Source organism: Streptomyces sp. NPDC090445 (genome assembly GCF_044769385.1).
In the GTDB taxonomy this organism is placed as follows: domain Bacteria; phylum Actinomycetota; class Actinomycetes; order Streptomycetales; family Streptomycetaceae; genus Streptomyces.
In genome coordinates, this window is record NZ_JBIVXV010000006.1 from 79,367 (window position 1) to 94,903 (window position 15,537).

General features: G+C 75.3%; 12 protein-coding genes and 1 pseudogene. 6 read left to right on the forward strand and 7 right to left on the reverse strand.

The annotated features are described in order from the left end of the window. Window positions 1-168 precede the first annotated feature (168 nt). From ACIQUT_RS15475 to ACIQUT_RS15495, 5 genes are all read left to right on the forward strand, one after another. Window positions 169-870 (forward strand): YoaK family protein, encoded by a 702-nt coding sequence (locus ACIQUT_RS15475; protein WP_403563330.1) that lies wholly within the window; start codon window positions 169-171, stop codon window positions 868-870. A 341-nt stretch (window positions 871-1,211) separates the two neighbouring features. Next, window positions 1,212-5,909: a hypothetical protein gene (locus ACIQUT_RS15480; protein WP_403563332.1), complete on the forward strand. Its 4,698-nt coding sequence runs from the start codon at window positions 1,212-1,214 to the stop codon at window positions 5,907-5,909. 152 nt (window positions 5,910-6,061) lie between these two features. Continuing rightward, window positions 6,062-6,892, forward strand: coding sequence for a class I SAM-dependent methyltransferase (locus ACIQUT_RS15485; RefSeq protein ID WP_403563334.1), 831 nt, complete (start codon window positions 6,062-6,064; stop codon window positions 6,890-6,892). Window positions 6,893-7,061: 169 nt separating this feature from the next. Beyond that, complete coding sequence (locus tag ACIQUT_RS15490; RefSeq protein WP_403563336.1) at window positions 7,062-7,397, forward strand: hypothetical protein; 336 nt, start codon at window positions 7,062-7,064, stop codon at window positions 7,395-7,397. 350 nt (window positions 7,398-7,747) lie between these two features. Then, on the forward strand, window positions 7,748-8,230 hold the full coding sequence (locus ACIQUT_RS15495) for a VOC family protein (RefSeq protein WP_403563338.1): 483 nt from the start codon (window positions 7,748-7,750) through the stop codon (window positions 8,228-8,230). A gap of 14 nt (window positions 8,231-8,244) precedes the next feature. Here ACIQUT_RS15495 and ACIQUT_RS15500 read toward each other — a convergent pair whose 3' ends face one another. The 7 genes and pseudogenes from ACIQUT_RS15500 to ACIQUT_RS15530 all read right to left on the reverse strand — a co-directional run bounded on the left by ACIQUT_RS15500 (window position 8,245) and on the right by ACIQUT_RS15530 (window position 14,764). After that, the gene (locus ACIQUT_RS15500) at window positions 8,245-8,742 is read right to left on the reverse strand and encodes a S26 family signal peptidase (RefSeq protein WP_403563340.1); all 498 of its coding nucleotides are present in this window, start codon (window positions 8,740-8,742) and stop codon (window positions 8,245-8,247) included. After that, entirely contained in the window at window positions 8,739-9,167 is a 429-nt protein-coding gene (locus tag ACIQUT_RS15505; RefSeq protein WP_403563681.1) for a hypothetical protein, read from the reverse strand. Before ACIQUT_RS15505 ends, ACIQUT_RS15500 begins: the two co-directional genes overlap by 4 nt. A 38-nt stretch (window positions 9,168-9,205) precedes the next feature. After that, window positions 9,206-9,775: pseudogene (locus ACIQUT_RS15510) on the reverse strand (hypothetical protein); the annotation flags it as partial. A 469-nt stretch (window positions 9,776-10,244) separates the two neighbouring features. After that, window positions 10,245-10,676 carry an RICIN domain-containing protein gene (locus tag ACIQUT_RS15515; RefSeq protein ID WP_403563342.1) on the reverse strand — a complete coding sequence of 144 codons (432 nt, stop codon included), beginning with the start codon at window positions 10,674-10,676 and terminating at the stop codon, window positions 10,245-10,247. 827 nt (window positions 10,677-11,503) lie between these two features. Beyond that, window positions 11,504-12,163 (reverse strand): NADPH-dependent F420 reductase, encoded by a 660-nt coding sequence (locus ACIQUT_RS15520; protein WP_403563344.1) that lies wholly within the window; start codon window positions 12,161-12,163, stop codon window positions 11,504-11,506. Between the two features lie 41 nt (window positions 12,164-12,204). Then, complete coding sequence (locus ACIQUT_RS15525) at window positions 12,205-13,932, reverse strand: hypothetical protein (protein WP_403563346.1); 1,728 nt, start codon at window positions 13,930-13,932, stop codon at window positions 12,205-12,207. Window positions 13,933-14,023: 91 nt separating this feature from the next. Continuing rightward, the gene (locus ACIQUT_RS15530) at window positions 14,024-14,764 is read right to left on the reverse strand and encodes a siderophore-interacting protein (RefSeq protein WP_403563348.1); all 741 of its coding nucleotides are present in this window, start codon (window positions 14,762-14,764) and stop codon (window positions 14,024-14,026) included. Window positions 14,765-14,872: 108 nt separating this feature from the next. Here ACIQUT_RS15530 and ACIQUT_RS15535 point away from each other — a divergent pair, with 108 nt between their 5' ends. After that, complete coding sequence (locus ACIQUT_RS15535) at window positions 14,873-15,517, forward strand: GNAT family N-acetyltransferase (protein WP_403563350.1); 645 nt, start codon at window positions 14,873-14,875, stop codon at window positions 15,515-15,517. Window positions 15,518-15,537: the final 20 nt, after the last annotated feature.

A 15,537-nucleotide genomic window follows, 5' to 3' on the forward strand; every position in this document is an offset into this window, starting at 1 on the left:
ACGGCACTCGAAGGGTCGGGCGTCGGGGTGCAGTGGGGACAGCGGCCGGGCTTGCGCCGAAGGTGCGGTGTGCGGTGCGGCGCGTCGCACGGGAACGGGGAGCGGCGGGCCGCGGCGCTGACACTGGGGGGCCGGGCACCCGTCGGGGCCCCCGGACCGGGAGGGGACGTGCAGGCGAAGGCCGCTGTGGCGCTGGCTCCGTACATGGTCGTGCTGACGGTGACGACGGGGCTGGTGGAGGCGGCCAGTCTGCTCACCCTCGGGCCCGTGTTCACGGCCATGCAGACCGGCAACGTCCTCTTCCTCGGCTTCGGCCTGGTCGGCGAGGGTGGCCTGTCCGTCGCGGCGCCGGCGGTGTCCCTCGGCGCGTTCGTCGCCGGGGCCGTGATCGGCGCCCGCCTGGAGACGCGGCTCGAAGCCGACCGGCACCGGTGGTTCGTCATCGCGCTGCTGGTGGAGGCGCTGCTCGTGGCGGTCGCCGCGGGCACGGCCTGGGGCCTGCATCCCGTTCACCGGGCGCCCACCGCACGCCACCTCGCCACGATCGCCGTGCTCTCGACCGCGATGGGCATCCGCAACGTCACCAGTCTGCGCGTGCGGGTGCCCGACCTGCCCACCACCCTCGTCACCCGGGCCATGACCGCCCTGATGGCCGGATCCGCCCTCGGCCACGACGCCCTCCTCGCCCGCGGGCGGGCTGCGACGGCGCGGCGCGCGGCCTCGGTGGGCGCGATGTTCGCGGGGGGCCTGGCGGGCGCGGCCTGGGTGCACGCGGGCTGGCCGGTGGCCGGACTGCTGCTGGTCGCGTCGGCCGCCGTACTGCTGGTGGCGGTCGCCTACGTCCCCCGCCCGCGCCTGTACACGGACTGAGCCGGAACGGCGGGGCACGGCGCGCCCGCACGGCAGCATTCCCGCATTCCCGCATTCCCGCATTCCCGCATTCCCGCATGCCCGCATGCCCGCATGCCCGCATGCCGAGGCACCCGCGTACCAGGGCGCCCGCATTGCAGGGCGCCCATGTGCCGAAGCAGCAGGGTGCCGGGCGCCCGTGCGGCGGCGTGCCCGCGTGTCGGGGCGTCCGCGCGGCGTGGTGTTCGGCTGCTCTCGGGTCGGGGTGGCGGCGGTTCTTGTGGCGGGTGCCTGCGTGCGCGGGTCGGTTCGGTGGCCGTCTGCTGCCGGTGGTGTCACACGGGCGTGCCAGGATCGGTCGCATGAAGATCCAGATCGCGCCGCCCGCCCAGCCGCATTCCTCCACCGCCTACACCGACTGGGCCCGCATGCAGGGCCCCGCCGCCGAGGAGACCGCGAACGGGCTGCTCGACGAGGTGCGCGGCAGCATCCACCGGGCCTACGAGAAGCCCGGCCGTTTCGTCGACGGCCTGGAGCGGCGCGTGCGGGGGCTGGATCCTACCCACCTGCCCTGGTTCTGGGACACCGTCGGACACCGGCTGATCAGCTGGCACGCCCGGTCCGCCGCCCGCGCCTACGCCCTGGCCCGAACCGCCGAACAGGCGCACGGACTTGTCGTAGACCCCGACTGGCACCGGGCCAATGTGCTCGTCTTCGCCGCCGGCGGGGCCCTGCCCGCCGCCGCCCTCGGCGAGCACCAGGCCTGGCTGGCCGGCCTTCTGGAACCCGCCGCCGCGCACGACGAGTACGTACGGGTCCTGCGCGCCTGGGCCGCGTCCCCCGGGGACCTCCCCGCCGACCTGGCCCGCCGCGTCCGCCTGTCGGCCCGCGCCGCCGGGCTCGGTCCCGACGAGGAGGCCCGCGTGCTGGGCCTCGTACTCGGCGCGGCGCGGGGCAAGTCCGTCCCCGACCGGCTGCTCGACGCTGCCCGGGAGGTGCTCGCCGCCCACCCGCAGGGCGACGCCACCGACGCCCTGCTGCTGGACCTGTTCCCCGAGACCCGCGGTGACGGCTCCGCCTGGCTGCGGCTGCTCCTCGCCTGCGGCGCCGTCGACGCCGCCGTCGCCGGGCGCATCGTCCCGCAGGGCGGCGCCGGCGCCTGGTTCGGCCGGTACGCGGAGCGCTATTCGCACCGTCCCGCGGGCGGAGGCGGCGTGACCCGGCAGCCGCTGCCGGACGAGCTGTTCGACGTACTCGCACGCCTCGCCCCGCGGCTGCGGGCCGCCGCCGCGCCCCTGACCCTGCACGAGGACCGCTACCAGTGGCCCGGACTGGACGCCGAACTCCTCGACGCCTGCCTCGCCGAAGGCATCGCCGTCGTGGACCCCGGCCCGGCTGTCGGGCTCGTCGTGCGCGACGGCGACCTGCGGCGCGACCTGTTGGCGCTCGCCGCCGACCCGGTGTTCGGCCCCCGACTGGAGGGCACCGTCCACGCCGGACTGCGCGGCTCCGGGACGGCGATCAGCCGGCTCCCCCGCAATCCCGGCATCACCGCCGAGGTCCACGGCCGGATCGAGGCCCTGCTCGACGCCCTGCGCGGGGGTGGCCTGGCCGCGGCCGACGAAGCGGTCCGCGAGCTCGACGGCCTGCTGGACCGTCCCACCGCCCGCGCCCTCGACGGCATCGAGGAGGCGCTCGCCGGCCTCGACCTGACGGGCCCGCTCGCCCGCGCCCTGCGCGCCGGGCTCCCCGAGGAGTGGGGCTGGCCGGCCCTGGAGGAGGCCGTCGCCGGCTTCGGGCCCGGCGGGGTCACCGGGGTCACCTCCACCTGGCCCGTGCTCACCGTCCACGGCCGGGACCGGGCCGTCGCCGTCGACCACGCGGGCCCCCGCGGCTCCTGCACCTTCCGCCTCCCCGACGACGTGGTCGGCCACGCCGTGCACTACGTCGGCGGCCGGTTCCTCGTCAGCTGGACGGACCGCGGCGACGGCAGCTCCTTCGGCGAGCGGGCCCTCTGGGCCGACCGCCCCGACGAGGTCTTCGAACCGGAGCAGAAGCTCGGCCTGCGCCGTTACGGCGGCATGGTCCAGGGCGGTCTCGGCTACCAGTTCGAGACCCCGGACGGCGGCGGGCGCCACGACGGCGAACGGGTCCTGCGGCCCGGCGGCCGCGAGGGCATCGGCTCCCACGACGCCCAGATGAGCGACGGCCAGAGCGTGTGGACCGTCGACGTCTTCGGATCGGCGGCCGGCTGGACGCAGGTCGACCCCGCCACGGGCGCCCCTCTCGCCGCCGCCGGCACGGGGACCGGGACGGCCGCCGCCCGCCGCACCCGGCCCGCGGACGGGAGCAACCTGCCCGCCTTCCACGCCGCGGCCCCGCTCCCGCCCGGCACCAACTGGTTCGGCGACCTCCAGAGCCTCGCGCCCCTGCCCCCGGGTGCCCCCGACTCCCCGCTCGGCCAGGACGGCCGGCTCGTCGGCTGCCGCGTCCTGTACCGCACCCCGTACGCGGGCCCCTCGCCCACCTCGTTCGTCCTGGAGGGCATCGACGGGCGCACCGCCACCTACCGCAGCCGCCGCTGGGGCCGCCGCCCCTGGGCGATCGCCCGGATGCCGTCCGGCGGCGAGGACGCGGTCCTGGCCGGGCAGGAGACCTTCCGCGCCCACGCCGCCGGAGACAACTCCCTGCTCTGGCAGACCCAGGGCTTCCCCGGCTCCGGGCGCAAGCGCACCCCCGGCTTCGGGGACGCGGCCGGCCTCTTCCCGCCGCCCGCGTTCTGGCACTTCCTCACCCCCCGCTGCGCGGCCTCCTCCACCGTGCTGCGCGCCGTCACCAACCCGGCCGTACGGGACCTCCTCGACGCCGCCCTGCGCGGCGAACCGGCCCCCGCCCTGCCCGCCACCCCGCCCGCAGCCCTGCCCTCCACCCCGCCCGGCGGCGCGCTGGAGCCCCGGATCGCAGCCGGCGTGGCCCGTGCCGCCGTGCTCGCCGCCGACGTACTGCGGCGCCGGCGCGCCCTGTCCCGCAAGGTCGCGGTGATGCGCGCCGCGCCGGTGGTGGCCCTGCCCGCCGAGATCCCCGACAGCGTCCTCGTCCCCGCCCTGTACGGGCTGCTGCCCGACGGCCGGCCGCGCCACGACGAGCCGGGCCCCGCACCGCAGCCGGCGCTGCTCACCGCCGTCGCCGCCGACGGCCGCCACCTGCGCGGGGAGATCGACGACGAGACCCGCGTCCTGGCCCTGCCCGCCGCGCCCGGCGCCTGGCAGGCCCTGCTGGGCCGGATCGGCGCCGCCGCCTGGCGGGCCGCCGTCGCCACCACGCCCGACCCGGACCGGGCCGCGCTCGTCGCCCTGCTGCAGACCTGGAGCGGCCAGCCGTTCGCCGTCCGCGGCAGCACCTGGCGCACCGGTCGCGCCACCCCGGAGGCCCTGGCCGCCTGCCGCGCCGCCGGCGGGCCGCTGGCCTCGGGCGCGGTCCGCGACGGGACGGCCTGGTTCGTGCAGCCGTCCGCCGCGCCCGCCCCGGACGGCGCCGCCGACACCGCCGAGGTCACGGTCGGGGAGGACGACGCCGCGCGCCTGCCCCGGCTCCTGGCCCTGCTGGCCGAGCGGGGCCCGGTCGCCGTCGAACCGGCGGCGGTCGAGGCCTTCGCCCGGCTGACCGGGGTCCGGGTCCCCGTCGCGGCCCTGGTCCTCGCCGGGTTCCCCGGCCGCGAACGCCACGACGAGCACCTCGCCCTGCTCGGCTCCGCCCTGTACAAGGCCGGCAAGGGCGTCGTCCCGCTGTACGACGAGGTGTGCCGCCGGCTCGGAGCCGGCGGGCGCCGCGCGGTCCTGGCCGCCGGCCTGCCCGGCGACCCTGCCGGGCTGTGGGAGCCCGCCGCCACGACGGCCGCGGCCGAGCGGATGGCCGCCGCCTGGAACGGGCTGCTCGGCGTCGAGGAGTACGCCGACGAGGAGCTCGCCACCGCCCTCGCCGCCGACCTCGGCCTGTCCGACGGCTGGGCCCGCAGCCTGCCCGCCGGACAGGCCCCCGAGGACGCGCCGTTCGGCGAGGCCGGCTTCGTCCTGACCGGCGACCGCATCGGGGGCCTCGTGGTCAAGCACCGCGAACCCGAGCGCTCCCCCTGGGGCTACGTCCGCCCGGGCGAGCCCGCGCACCGCACGGCCGCCTCCGTGATCGCCTGGGCGCTCACCGAGCGCCCGGTCGGCGACCCGGCCGCGCGGGGCGCCCTCGCCCTGTACGGGCGGCTGCGGGACCGGCTCGACGACCCCGGCACCCTCGTCCCGCTCGGCGGGTTCGAGGACCTGGCCGCCACGGCCGCCGCCGACCCGGCGTTCGTCCCGTACGAGGGCGAGGTGCGGCCCTGCCCCGAACCGCTGTGGGAGAAGGTCACGTCCGTCTCCACCGCCGTCGACGACGGGCTGTTCGTCGTCGCCGTCCCCTCCGGCGACACGTTCCTGCGGACCGCCGCCCTGGCCGACGCGGCGCGACGGGCGCGGGCCGAGGCCCTGGCCGCCGCCGACAGCCGGCCGTGGCTGCTGACGGAGCTGCGGAAAACGAAGCGGCTCCTCGACGGGCTCGGCCGGCTCGCGGCCCGCGCCTCGGACACCCCCGTGCCCGAGGGCGGGTACGAGAACAATCCGGCGCTCAGCGCCCCCGAGCTGGTGGAGGAGGTCGCCGCGGCGCTGGGTACGGGCCCCGATGCCGCAGCCCTGTACCTCCAGCTGCTCGCCCTCGCCCGGCCCACCGACCGGGCCGTACGCCGCTGGAACGGCTGGACGGCCGCCCGGCACAAGGCCACCCAGGCGGAACTGTCGGCCACCGGCGCCGTGGAGAGCGGCAAGCGGGCCCGCGCCGGGCGCACGCTCTTCGCGCCGGGACCGTGGGTCCAGCTGAAGGCCCCGCACCTGCCGGTGGAGAGGGACAAGCTGCCCGCCCATCTGGCGTCGGCGTCGGGCACCGTCCTGCACACCCCGCTGCTGCGGCTGCTCCCGGTGCTGCCGCCGCACGAACAGTTCGCCGAAGCCTGGGCCCGGGCCCGTACGGCCCGGTAGCCGCCGGCCCGCGGCCCGCACGGCCGTCGGCCCTCCCGCCGGAGGGAGGATCGGCCGCCGTGCGGGCCGGTGACGCCGTTCACCCGAACGGCGTCACCGGCAGGACCCGCCTATGCTCGGACAAGGGGCACGTCCGAGCCCTGGAGGCGGTCATGTCCGATGCGACCGACCCGGTCGCGGCCGATCTCGCGCTGAAGGCCCGCCACCGGACCATGTGGGCCATGGGCGACTACCCGTCCGTGGCCTCCCACGTCGTCCCGGAGAACGGCGCCGAACTCGTCAGGGAATGCGGCGTACGCCAGGGGGACCGCGTCCTGGACATCGCCGCGGGCTCGGGCAACGCGGCCATCCCCGCCGCCCTCACCGGGGCCGACGTCGTGGCGAGCGACCTCACCCCCGAACTCCTCGAAGTGGGCCAGCACCTGGCCTCGGTGCGCGGCGCGCACCTGGAGTGGCGGGAGGCCGACGCGGAGCACCTGCCGTTCGCGGACGGCGAGTTCGACGTCGTGATGTCCTGCTTCGGCATCATGTTCGCCCCGCACCACCAGACGGCCGCCGACGAGATGCTGCGCGTGTGCCGCCCCGGCGGCACGGTCGGCCTCACCAACTGGACTCCCGAGGGGTTCATCGGCCGGATGTTCACGACGATGAAGCCGTACGCGCCTCCCCCGCCGCCCGGGGCCCAGCCGCCGCCCCTGTGGGGCGACGAGGAGCACGTGTACGGGCTCCTCGGCGACCGCGTCACGGACGTCGACTCCCGCCGCACGACCGTCCGCGTGGACGCCTTCCCCGACCGCGGTGACTTCCGTACGTTCTTCAAGGCCTGCTATGGCCCGACCATCGCCGTCTACCGCGCCCTGGGCGACGACGACGACCGGGTGGCCGCCCTGGACGGCGAACTCGACGCGCTGGCCGAGGAGAACACCCGGGACGGCGTCATGGAATGGGAGTACCTCCTGCTCACGGCCCACCGCACGAGCTGAACGCCGCCGCACCGCCCGTCGGATGTGGCGCACGCGTGCATGTGGTGCATGTGGTGCATGTGGCGTCTGTGGATCCCGTGGTGCCTGCGAGGCTCCAAGTGCCTTTGGATCTAGGCTGCTTGGTACCGCGCGGGCAGCGTGCTCGCGCCAATCGGAGGGAGCACCACGCATGCGCACACGCCGGATCCTCGGTGCGGCCATGGCGTCCGCCGCCCTGGTCGGGACCACGCTCATCGCCGGCAGCCCGGCCGTGGCCCAGACGAACGCGGCCGCGGCGAGCTGTACGGCGCTGGCGCTGGAGACCGTGGTCATACGTGACCGGATGAGCGTCAACGGCAGGGCGCTCGCCCAGCTCAACAAGGGCGAGAGGGCCTCGTCGCCGTGCCGGATGTACTACGGCGGCTCGTACAGCAAGTGCGGCATCATCAGCGACCGCTGGGTGAAGGTCACGAAGCACGGCGTCACCGGATACGTGGTCGGCACCTGTGTGAAGCAGCCCGCCTGATCCCGGCCGCCGGCCGAACGGCGCGTCGCACGGCGAAGGCCCCGGACTCCGTGAGGAGGCCGGGGCCTTGATCGAGCGCTGGGCAGGCCTTGCACCTGCATCCCCCCACAGGAAGTGGGGTGCCTTTCCTTGGACCACCAACGCCGGTCCCACCTCCGCGTTTCGCGGCGGCGAGCTCGAGATGAACCATATCGCATCCCGCGCCCCACCCGGAACCACATCCTCCGGCCTCCGGCCTTCGCGTGGGCGCGGCAGCCACGGCGGACGCTTGACCTGAACCAAACATGAGCTTTTACGGTCCTCTCAGAGCTGCCGGGACGGAACCGGGGGCCGATCGGGAGGAGTCCGCCATGACCGAGCGCACCGCCGCCACCGAGTTCGCCGACCGCTACCGCCACGCGGTGATCCCGCACATCATGGTCGACGACGCCGCCGCGGCGATCGACTTCTACGAGCGGGCGTTCGACGCCCGGGAGGACTTCCGGCTCGACGCCCCGGGCGGCGGGATCCTGCACGCCGAGATCCGGATCGGAGAGTCGGTCCTGATGCTGGGCGACGCAGGCGGGGGCGAGGCGGGAGCCGGGTCCTTCGTCGCACCCGCCGCGCTCGGCGGAGCCACGACCGTCGGCCTGCACGTCTTCGTGCCGGACGTCGACAGCCTGGCGGAGCGTGCGAAGGCCGCCGGCGCCGAGATCCTCCAGCCGCCGACGGACATGTTCCACGGCGACCGCACCGTCATCCTCAAGGACCCCTCGGGCCACGTATGGGTGTTCCTGACCCACCTGGAGGACATCTCGGAAGCGGAGATCCGCCTTCGCATGGCCGCCGAGTGACGGTCTCCCCACCGTCACGGCCGGCGCCGCTGACCGAGCACCGTGCCCAGGACTCGTTCCACGGGGAAGTAGCCCGCCTGGCGGGAGTCGTGGCTGTTCGCCGGGTTGTCGCCGAGGAGGACGAGCCGGCCGGGCGGCACGACCGCGCCCGCCCTGCCGTCGAGGCCCGGTACGCGGTCCAGCGGGGCCGGGTCTCCTGGGACCGCCGCCACGCGTTTGATGATCCAGCGGCGGGAGGCCACCGTACGCGGGGAGGCGGAGCGGGCGACCGACGGCAGGGGCCGGCCTGCGCCCTCCGCGGGCCGCTCCAGTACCACCACCCGCCCCACCGCGATCCGGCCGCCGCGGTGGACGAGGACCCTGGCGCCGTCCTCGTACAGCGGGGCCATGCTGCGGCCGCGCACGGTGACCCGGACCACCGTGTACCGCAGCAGCAGGACGGCGGCACCTGCCCCTGCACCTGCCAGGCCGAGTGCGGCGGCGGGCACCGCCCGGCGCGCGCCGCGCCTCATCGGTGGCCTGCTTCCCGGACGGCGGCGGGTCGGGCGGCCCCGGCCCGGGCGGCAGCGGCCGGGCTGTCCTCCTGCCGGTAGCCGGACGCCTGGAGGGCGAACAGCCGCGCGTACCGTCCGTCCGCCGCCATGAGCGAGGCGTGGCCGCCCTGTTCGACGACCTGGCCCGCCTCCAGCACCACGATGGCGTCGGCTTCCCGGACGGAGCCGAGCCGGTGGGAGATCAGCAGGCTGGTCCGGCCCCGGCGGTGGGTGCGCAGCGCCTCCTGGATCTCCGCCTCCGCCTGCGCGTCGAGCCCGGAGGCCGGCTCGTCGAGCGGATCGGCGAGGTGGCGCCGGATGAACTGCCGGATCTGCGTCCGCAGCGCCCGCCGGCGGTCCTCGGGGTCCAGGACCTCGACGGAACCGGCCGCGGCACCGAGCACGGACGCCACCAGCTCGCGGTGGTGTCGGCGAGGCAGGGGATGTCGGTCCGCGCGAACTCGTGGGGGCGGCCGGTGATGTCCGCGAGCCAGCGTGCGAGGGCGCCGCCCATGCCGGGTCCGAGGGGCACGGGTACGCCGTGCAGCCGCTGCAGCGTGCGCGGCGGCAACGGGAGTACGGCGCACGGGAGTTGGACGATGACGCAGGAGTGGACCCCGGCCGGGTCGTCGAAGCGGCCGCTGTAGGTGCTGGAACTGTCCACCAGCACCAGCCGGCCGGCGCCGATCCGGGTCTGGTGTCCTCCGATGCCGAGGGTGGCCCGCCCTCTCCTCATGTGGAGGACGTGGAAGGCCTGCGGGTCGTGTCGGCGGACGAGCCGTACGGTGCGGGCGAATCCGGTCCGCGGGCACGCCAGCGCCGCGGCCCACACGCTGCCGAGGTGGAGGACGCGCAGGCCCGCGCGGAGCCGCGCGGGCCCATCGGACAGCAGGTCCGGGACGTGCCACAGCCGGGTGATCTCCTCCGGTAGGGCACGGGTTTCGGGAGGGCACGCGGCCACCCGCACGGCAGCACCTCGTGCCGGTGTCCCGGGTGGACATCGTTCGGGCATACCCGTTCGCTCCTTCCTGGTTCGGGGTGGTGGTCGCCTTCGGCCCGGCGTGAGGGGATGCGGACGCCCCGGGGCACGCGGCGGCCCACGGCTCGGCCGTGCAGGTAGTGGTGGCAGCAGTCGGCCGCAGGCCCGTGACCGTGCGTGGCGACGGTTCGTCCGGTCCGGCCGGGCACCACAGACTCTGCTGACCGGCTCCGGGCCGGGGCAACGGCAACCGGTTGTCCCGGACACTCCGCCGTTGTCCGGGCTGGTCGGAGCCGTGTCCGGACTACTGTCCGGCGACAGCGCCGGGCAGGGCAGGGCAGGAGGCTCGGTGCTGCCGGGCGGCCGCCCGGCGGGGACCTGCGCGGGTGCCACCGCAACGGGAAAGGGCACTCATGCGCAGCAGGAAGATCCTCGCGGGCCTCGCCCGCGGAACCACGGCCGGCGTGTCAGGGACGGTCGCCGGGCGGCCCCGGGCGGCCGGTCACTGGGGGATCAGGTCGATGAGGAAGCGCTGGCCCGGCTGGGAGCCGCAGGATTCCTGGACGAGTTCGGCCCCCGCGCCCGCCGCACCGTCGCGGATGCCCAGGCAGAAGTCGCTGCGGGCGCGCCGCAGGCGGAAGCCCTCGGCCGCGGCGCCGACGCTCTCGATCCGGAAGAGCTGTCCGTCCTTGTCGGCCTGGCAGCTGTCCCGGGGCTCCACGAGCCCTTCTGCGAGACCGCTGTCCATGACGGTCAGGCAGCCCATGCCCTTGTCCACGGGATGTTCCCACTTGATGGTGGTCCGGCCGTCGGCGACGGGCTGGAGGAAGGTGCGCGGTCCCGGGTCGGTGCAGGGGCGCTGCACCGCGACCTCCGAGGGGTAGTGTCCGGAGCGCTCCCGCCCTGCGGTCAGACACAGTTCCGTCGCCTGCACGGGCCGGATGCAGGCCCAGCTCCCCGCGGACTTCAGGGGGAAGAGCCCGGCGAGCCGGGCGCCGCCCGCTCCGGCCGTACGGGGGTGTGAGGCCGCGGTCAGGCCGTCGGCGATCAGCGTCCCGGCCGCGGTGGCACCCGGCCAGCACCACCGCGGCCGCCGCGATCAGCATCCGCTTCCGCCGCTTCGTCCCCGCCGACGGCGCGCGCTGCCCAGCACGCGGGGCGTCGGCGTCGGCGTGCGCGTCGGCGTCCGCGTCGGAGGACGGGTCGGCATCCGTGGGGAGTGTCTCGGGGACCTCGTGGGCCTCGTGGGCGAGGCGCTGCCAGGCCCCGCGCCACTCCCCCAGCCGGTCCTGGTCGTCGCAGGCCCGGACGAAGGCCGCCACCCATTCCCAACGCGGCAGCGTCTGCTTGCGCAGGACGTCGGCGACCGTGCTGCGCGGCAGGACGTCGCCGCGGGCCGCCGCCCGGCTTTCGAGATCACGCAGCGTCATTCCGGACCGTGCCTTGAGCGCCCTCAGTGCGGCAATGAAGTCGTCGGCGGGCGGACAAATCGGCAGGCCGTACGAAATCTGCGTCCATCCGACCAGGGGTATCGCACGGGCAGTCAACGGGCAACAGCACCTGTCCGGACGCCCGGACACACCTGATCACGGGGCTGCGGTGACGAAAAGATGCACGAGAATCAGCGCATGGCAATGGCTCGGCGCCTGCGGATGCCTTGGTCGTTGGCCGAAAAGGGCGGGTGATGCTCCGTCATCTCTCTGACGCAGCTGCTGGACCTCTTCGGACGCCCCCGGCCCGGCGCGGTTCCAGCCCTGACCCTCAGCGGACGATCTTGAAGCCGAAGACGTAGGTGCCCAGGGCGGCGGAGGTGTCGATGAACATGCGCAGCATCATCTCGGTCGCCCGGGCGGTGCGGATGCCGCCGAGGTCGAGGACGTCCTGCCAGCCGAGGGCCTTCAGCAGGTCGGTCACCACTTCCTTGGCGGCGGTGTCGTCCCCGCTGACGAAGACCGTGTGGTCGCCGTTGCCGACGGCGGCCGGGTCCGGCATGACGTCGGCGACGAGGGTGTTGAACGTCTTGACGACACGGGCCTGCGGCAGCGCCCGCTGGAGCTGCTCGCCGAGGCTGTCGGTGTTGACGGGGTCGAGGACGGCCTCGGGGTCGGGGTCGGACCAGTCGTAGGGGCTGGAGACGTCCATGACGACCCGGCCCGCGAGGAGGCCGGCCAGCGGGGTGAGTGCGGCGACGCAGGAGGGCCCGTCGATGGCGTTCACGACGAGGTCGGCGCCCGCTGCCGCCTCCGCGAAGGTGCGCAGGTCCAACTCCGGGCAGCGGGAGGCAAGCTGCGCGTAGGCGGGGTTGCGGGCCAGGGTGGTGCCGGGGACGCGGGTGCCGACGGCCACCTCGTGCCCCAGGGCGAGGAAGGCAGGGGCGAGGGCGAGGCACACGCCGCCCGTCCCGAGCACAGCGATCTTCATCGGTCGGGTCCCTCCCCCGTCGTGGTCCGCGTAGGCGGAGATCATATCGACCGCTCGTCCCGCCCTGCCGCGTCCGGGTGTTGCGGGAGCGCGAGGACCGTGTCGATCCGGGCGCGGATCTCCTCGTCCTGGAGGAACGCGCGGTAGTCGCCGTACGCCGTCAGCCTGCGGTCCGCGGCCCGGAGAGCCGTCAGGGCCTCCCGGACCGGCCGGGAGTCGAGGCGGCCACGGGCGGTGAACGACGCCAGGGCGGCGCTGAACGACCCGAGGAATTCGCCGTCCGCGGCGTAGGCCAGCACGGCCGCCTCCGCCTCGGCGGGTTCCATCGGCTGCGGCTCCCACTGCGGGTACGGGTCCGTCTCACCGGGGAGCAGCGGGTCTTCTCCCCATTCCCGGAGCACGTCCCGCAGGTCCCGGACGAGCCAGCCGGCGCGTGCCACTTCGTCGCGCAGGGCCTCCCGTACCGCGGGCAGCAGCAGTTCCGCGTGGGCGCGCAGCGGCCGGAGCACGTCGGCGACGTCCGGCTGCCGCGGGTCGCCGAGGCAGTAGCCCCGGCCCTGCATGTCCCGGTACGGCGCGACGAGCCGCTCCACGAGGTCCGGCAGGGCGCGCGGGTCTCCGATCCGGGTGAGCGCCCAGCGGGCGTGGTCGCCGACGGTGCCGTCGAAGAACTCCGCTTCGCCCGGGTCGTCGAGGAGCGCGGCGAGCCGGTCGGCGTACGGGGCCGCCCGGCGGCCGAGGACCGCCAGCAGGTGTGCCGCCCGGTAGCGCACGCCGTCGTCCTCGTCCTCCAGCAGCCCGGCGGCGAGCGGCAGCACCGCGGCAGCGGTGGAGGGTTGGTGCCGCAGCAGCTCCCACGCCCCGTCGAACACGCACCGGCGCAGCGCTGCGTCGCCCGTCCGGCATCCGGCCGCGGCGAGGTCGGCCGCGAACGGGACCGCGGTCTGCGGGTCGTGCTCCAGCAGGCGCATGACCTTGAGTACGACGTCGTCGCGGTCGAACGGGTACTCGCAGTGGGTCTCGTACCAGACCTTCGCGAACTCCGGGGCGAGGGCCGGGTCGGTGAGGAGCGCCAGCAGCACGGGGAGGCCGCGCCGCAGCGCCTGCGGGTCCAGGGGCACCGCGGCGAGTACGGCCGCCACCCGCAGCACGCGGTCCTCGCCGTCGAGGAGGCCGCCCAGCAGGGACCGTACCCGGGCGACGGTGTCGCCGGCCGGGTCATCGGCGGCCGCGGCCTCGCCCAGACCCAGGAGCAGGGCCACCCGGACCGAGGGGTCCGTCTCCTCGGGCCACCGTTCCAGCAGGGCGGCGGTCCGGTCGGCGATGAGCTGGAGTGCGGACCGCCGTACTTCCGGATCCGGGTCGCGGAACAGCGTCCGCATGCGGGGCTGCTGCCGCTGCCAGGCGGCCCCCCATCCCGGGTCCACGGTATCGGTGTCGCCGGTCCCGGCGTTGTGGGCGAGGACGTCCAGGAGGTCGACGAGGAACGGCCGCTCGACGGTGTCCGGGTCGAGTGCGAGGTCCACGAGGAACGGCAGCGCGGCCGTGGCCGCGTCGGTGATCGTGCCCTGCTTCAGCAGGAGCATCTGGAGGTCGCCCTGCGCCTGTTCGACCGTGTCGCGCGGGGTGGCGGCGTCCGCCCGCGCGATCCGGCGCAGCGCCTTGGGTATGTCCGCGGTCGGCCGGTCCGGGCGTATCGGCTCCAGCCCGCGCCAGTCCACCGAGTCCAGCCCCTGCAACGGGCCTCCCCCCACCGTGCGCGGGCTCATCCCGCACCGGGGCATCCTGTCATCGCGGCCGTGGGGACCGCGCGGGAATTACCCGGCGCCCCGGCGCCCCGGCGGGGTCGGGCCGGCGGGGTCAGGCCGCGGCCCGCCAGTAGCCCAGGCTGTTGACGCGCTGCTTGGGCAGGCCGAGGTCCTTGCGGAGGTAGCCGCTGAGGGTGCGGGTGGTCGCCGTGTCGCAGGCCAGCCACACGTACGCCGACTCCGGGTCGGACGCCAGGGCGGGCAGTTCGGCACGGATCCGCTCGACGAGGGCGGTGCCGTCGCCGGAGCGGGGGACGCGCCGGATCTCGTGCCGGTCGGGGTCGAGCCGTACGGGCAGGTCGGTGTCGGCCTCGTGCTGGGTCTCGAACCAGATGGTGGCCGGGAGCTGCGGGTAGGCGTCCAGCAGGGAGTTGATGGCCGGGAGGGAGGCCGGGTCGCCGATCACCAGCAGCCGCTCGGGGGCCGGCGCGGGGGCGGTGAAGCCGGTCCCCTGCACGGTGGCCTCGATGGTGTCGCCGGGGTTGGCGTTGCGCGCCCAGTCGCTGGCGACGCCGTCGTGCAGGGCGAACTCCAGGGCGAACGTGCCCTCTTCGGCGACGGGGTCGACCAGGGTGTAGGCGCGCTGGTGGGGCTTGCCGTCGTCGTCGAACCACAGGCGGACCCACATGGTCGGGTGCAGGGACTCCCCGGCGGCCGCGAGCAGCCCGCCGTCGGTGAACCAGACCCGGCGGTAGTGCGGGGTGACCTGTTCGGCTCCCGTGACGGTGAACCGGAAGTCCTTGCCCCGCAGCAGCTTGAGGACCACACCCTCCCAACCCTTGGCGACGCCCACGTCCGTCCCTTCCCCTGAACCCCGATACAGTAAGGCCAGCCTAACCTAATGCATGTGAGCGGTGGTGTGCACACCCCCGCGATCCGAATCGAAGGAACAGAACACCGTATGAGACCCGACTCCACCGCCCTCGTTTCCCCGCGCGCGGACGTCCACACCGAGACCGTCGAAGGCTTCGGCACCGTCCGCTTCACCCCGGTCGACCCCGCGGCGGACTCCGCTGTGCTGCACTCCTGGGTCGTCGAGGAGCGCGCATCGTTCTGGGGCATGAACGGCGCGAGCCGTGAACTGGTCCAGGAGATCTACGAGGACGTGGACCGCCGCGACACCCACCACGCGTTCATGGTCCGCCTGGACGACGAGCCGGTGGCGCTGTTCCAGACGTACCAGCCGGAGGAGGACCGGGTCAGCGAGTGCTACGAGGTGCGGGAGGGCGACATCGGCGTCCACCTGATGCTGGCCCCGGCGGACGGCCGGCCGCGCCCCGGCTTCAGCCGCACCCTGGTCGGGTCGCTCATCCGCTTCACCTTCCGCGACCCGGCGGTCCTGCGTGCGGTGGGCGAGCCCGACGCCCGCAACGAGAAGGCCCTCGCGATGCTGAACCGGCTCGGCTTCGTCCGGCACGGGGAGATCACCCTGCCGGAGATCGACCTGCCCGAGGTGTACCTCCCCGAGAAGCGGGCCGTGCTCGCCTTCCTCGACCGCCCCGAGGTGCTGCCGGCACCGGACGCCGGCACCGTGCTCCCGCAGTAGCCGCCGGCTCCCCTGCGCCC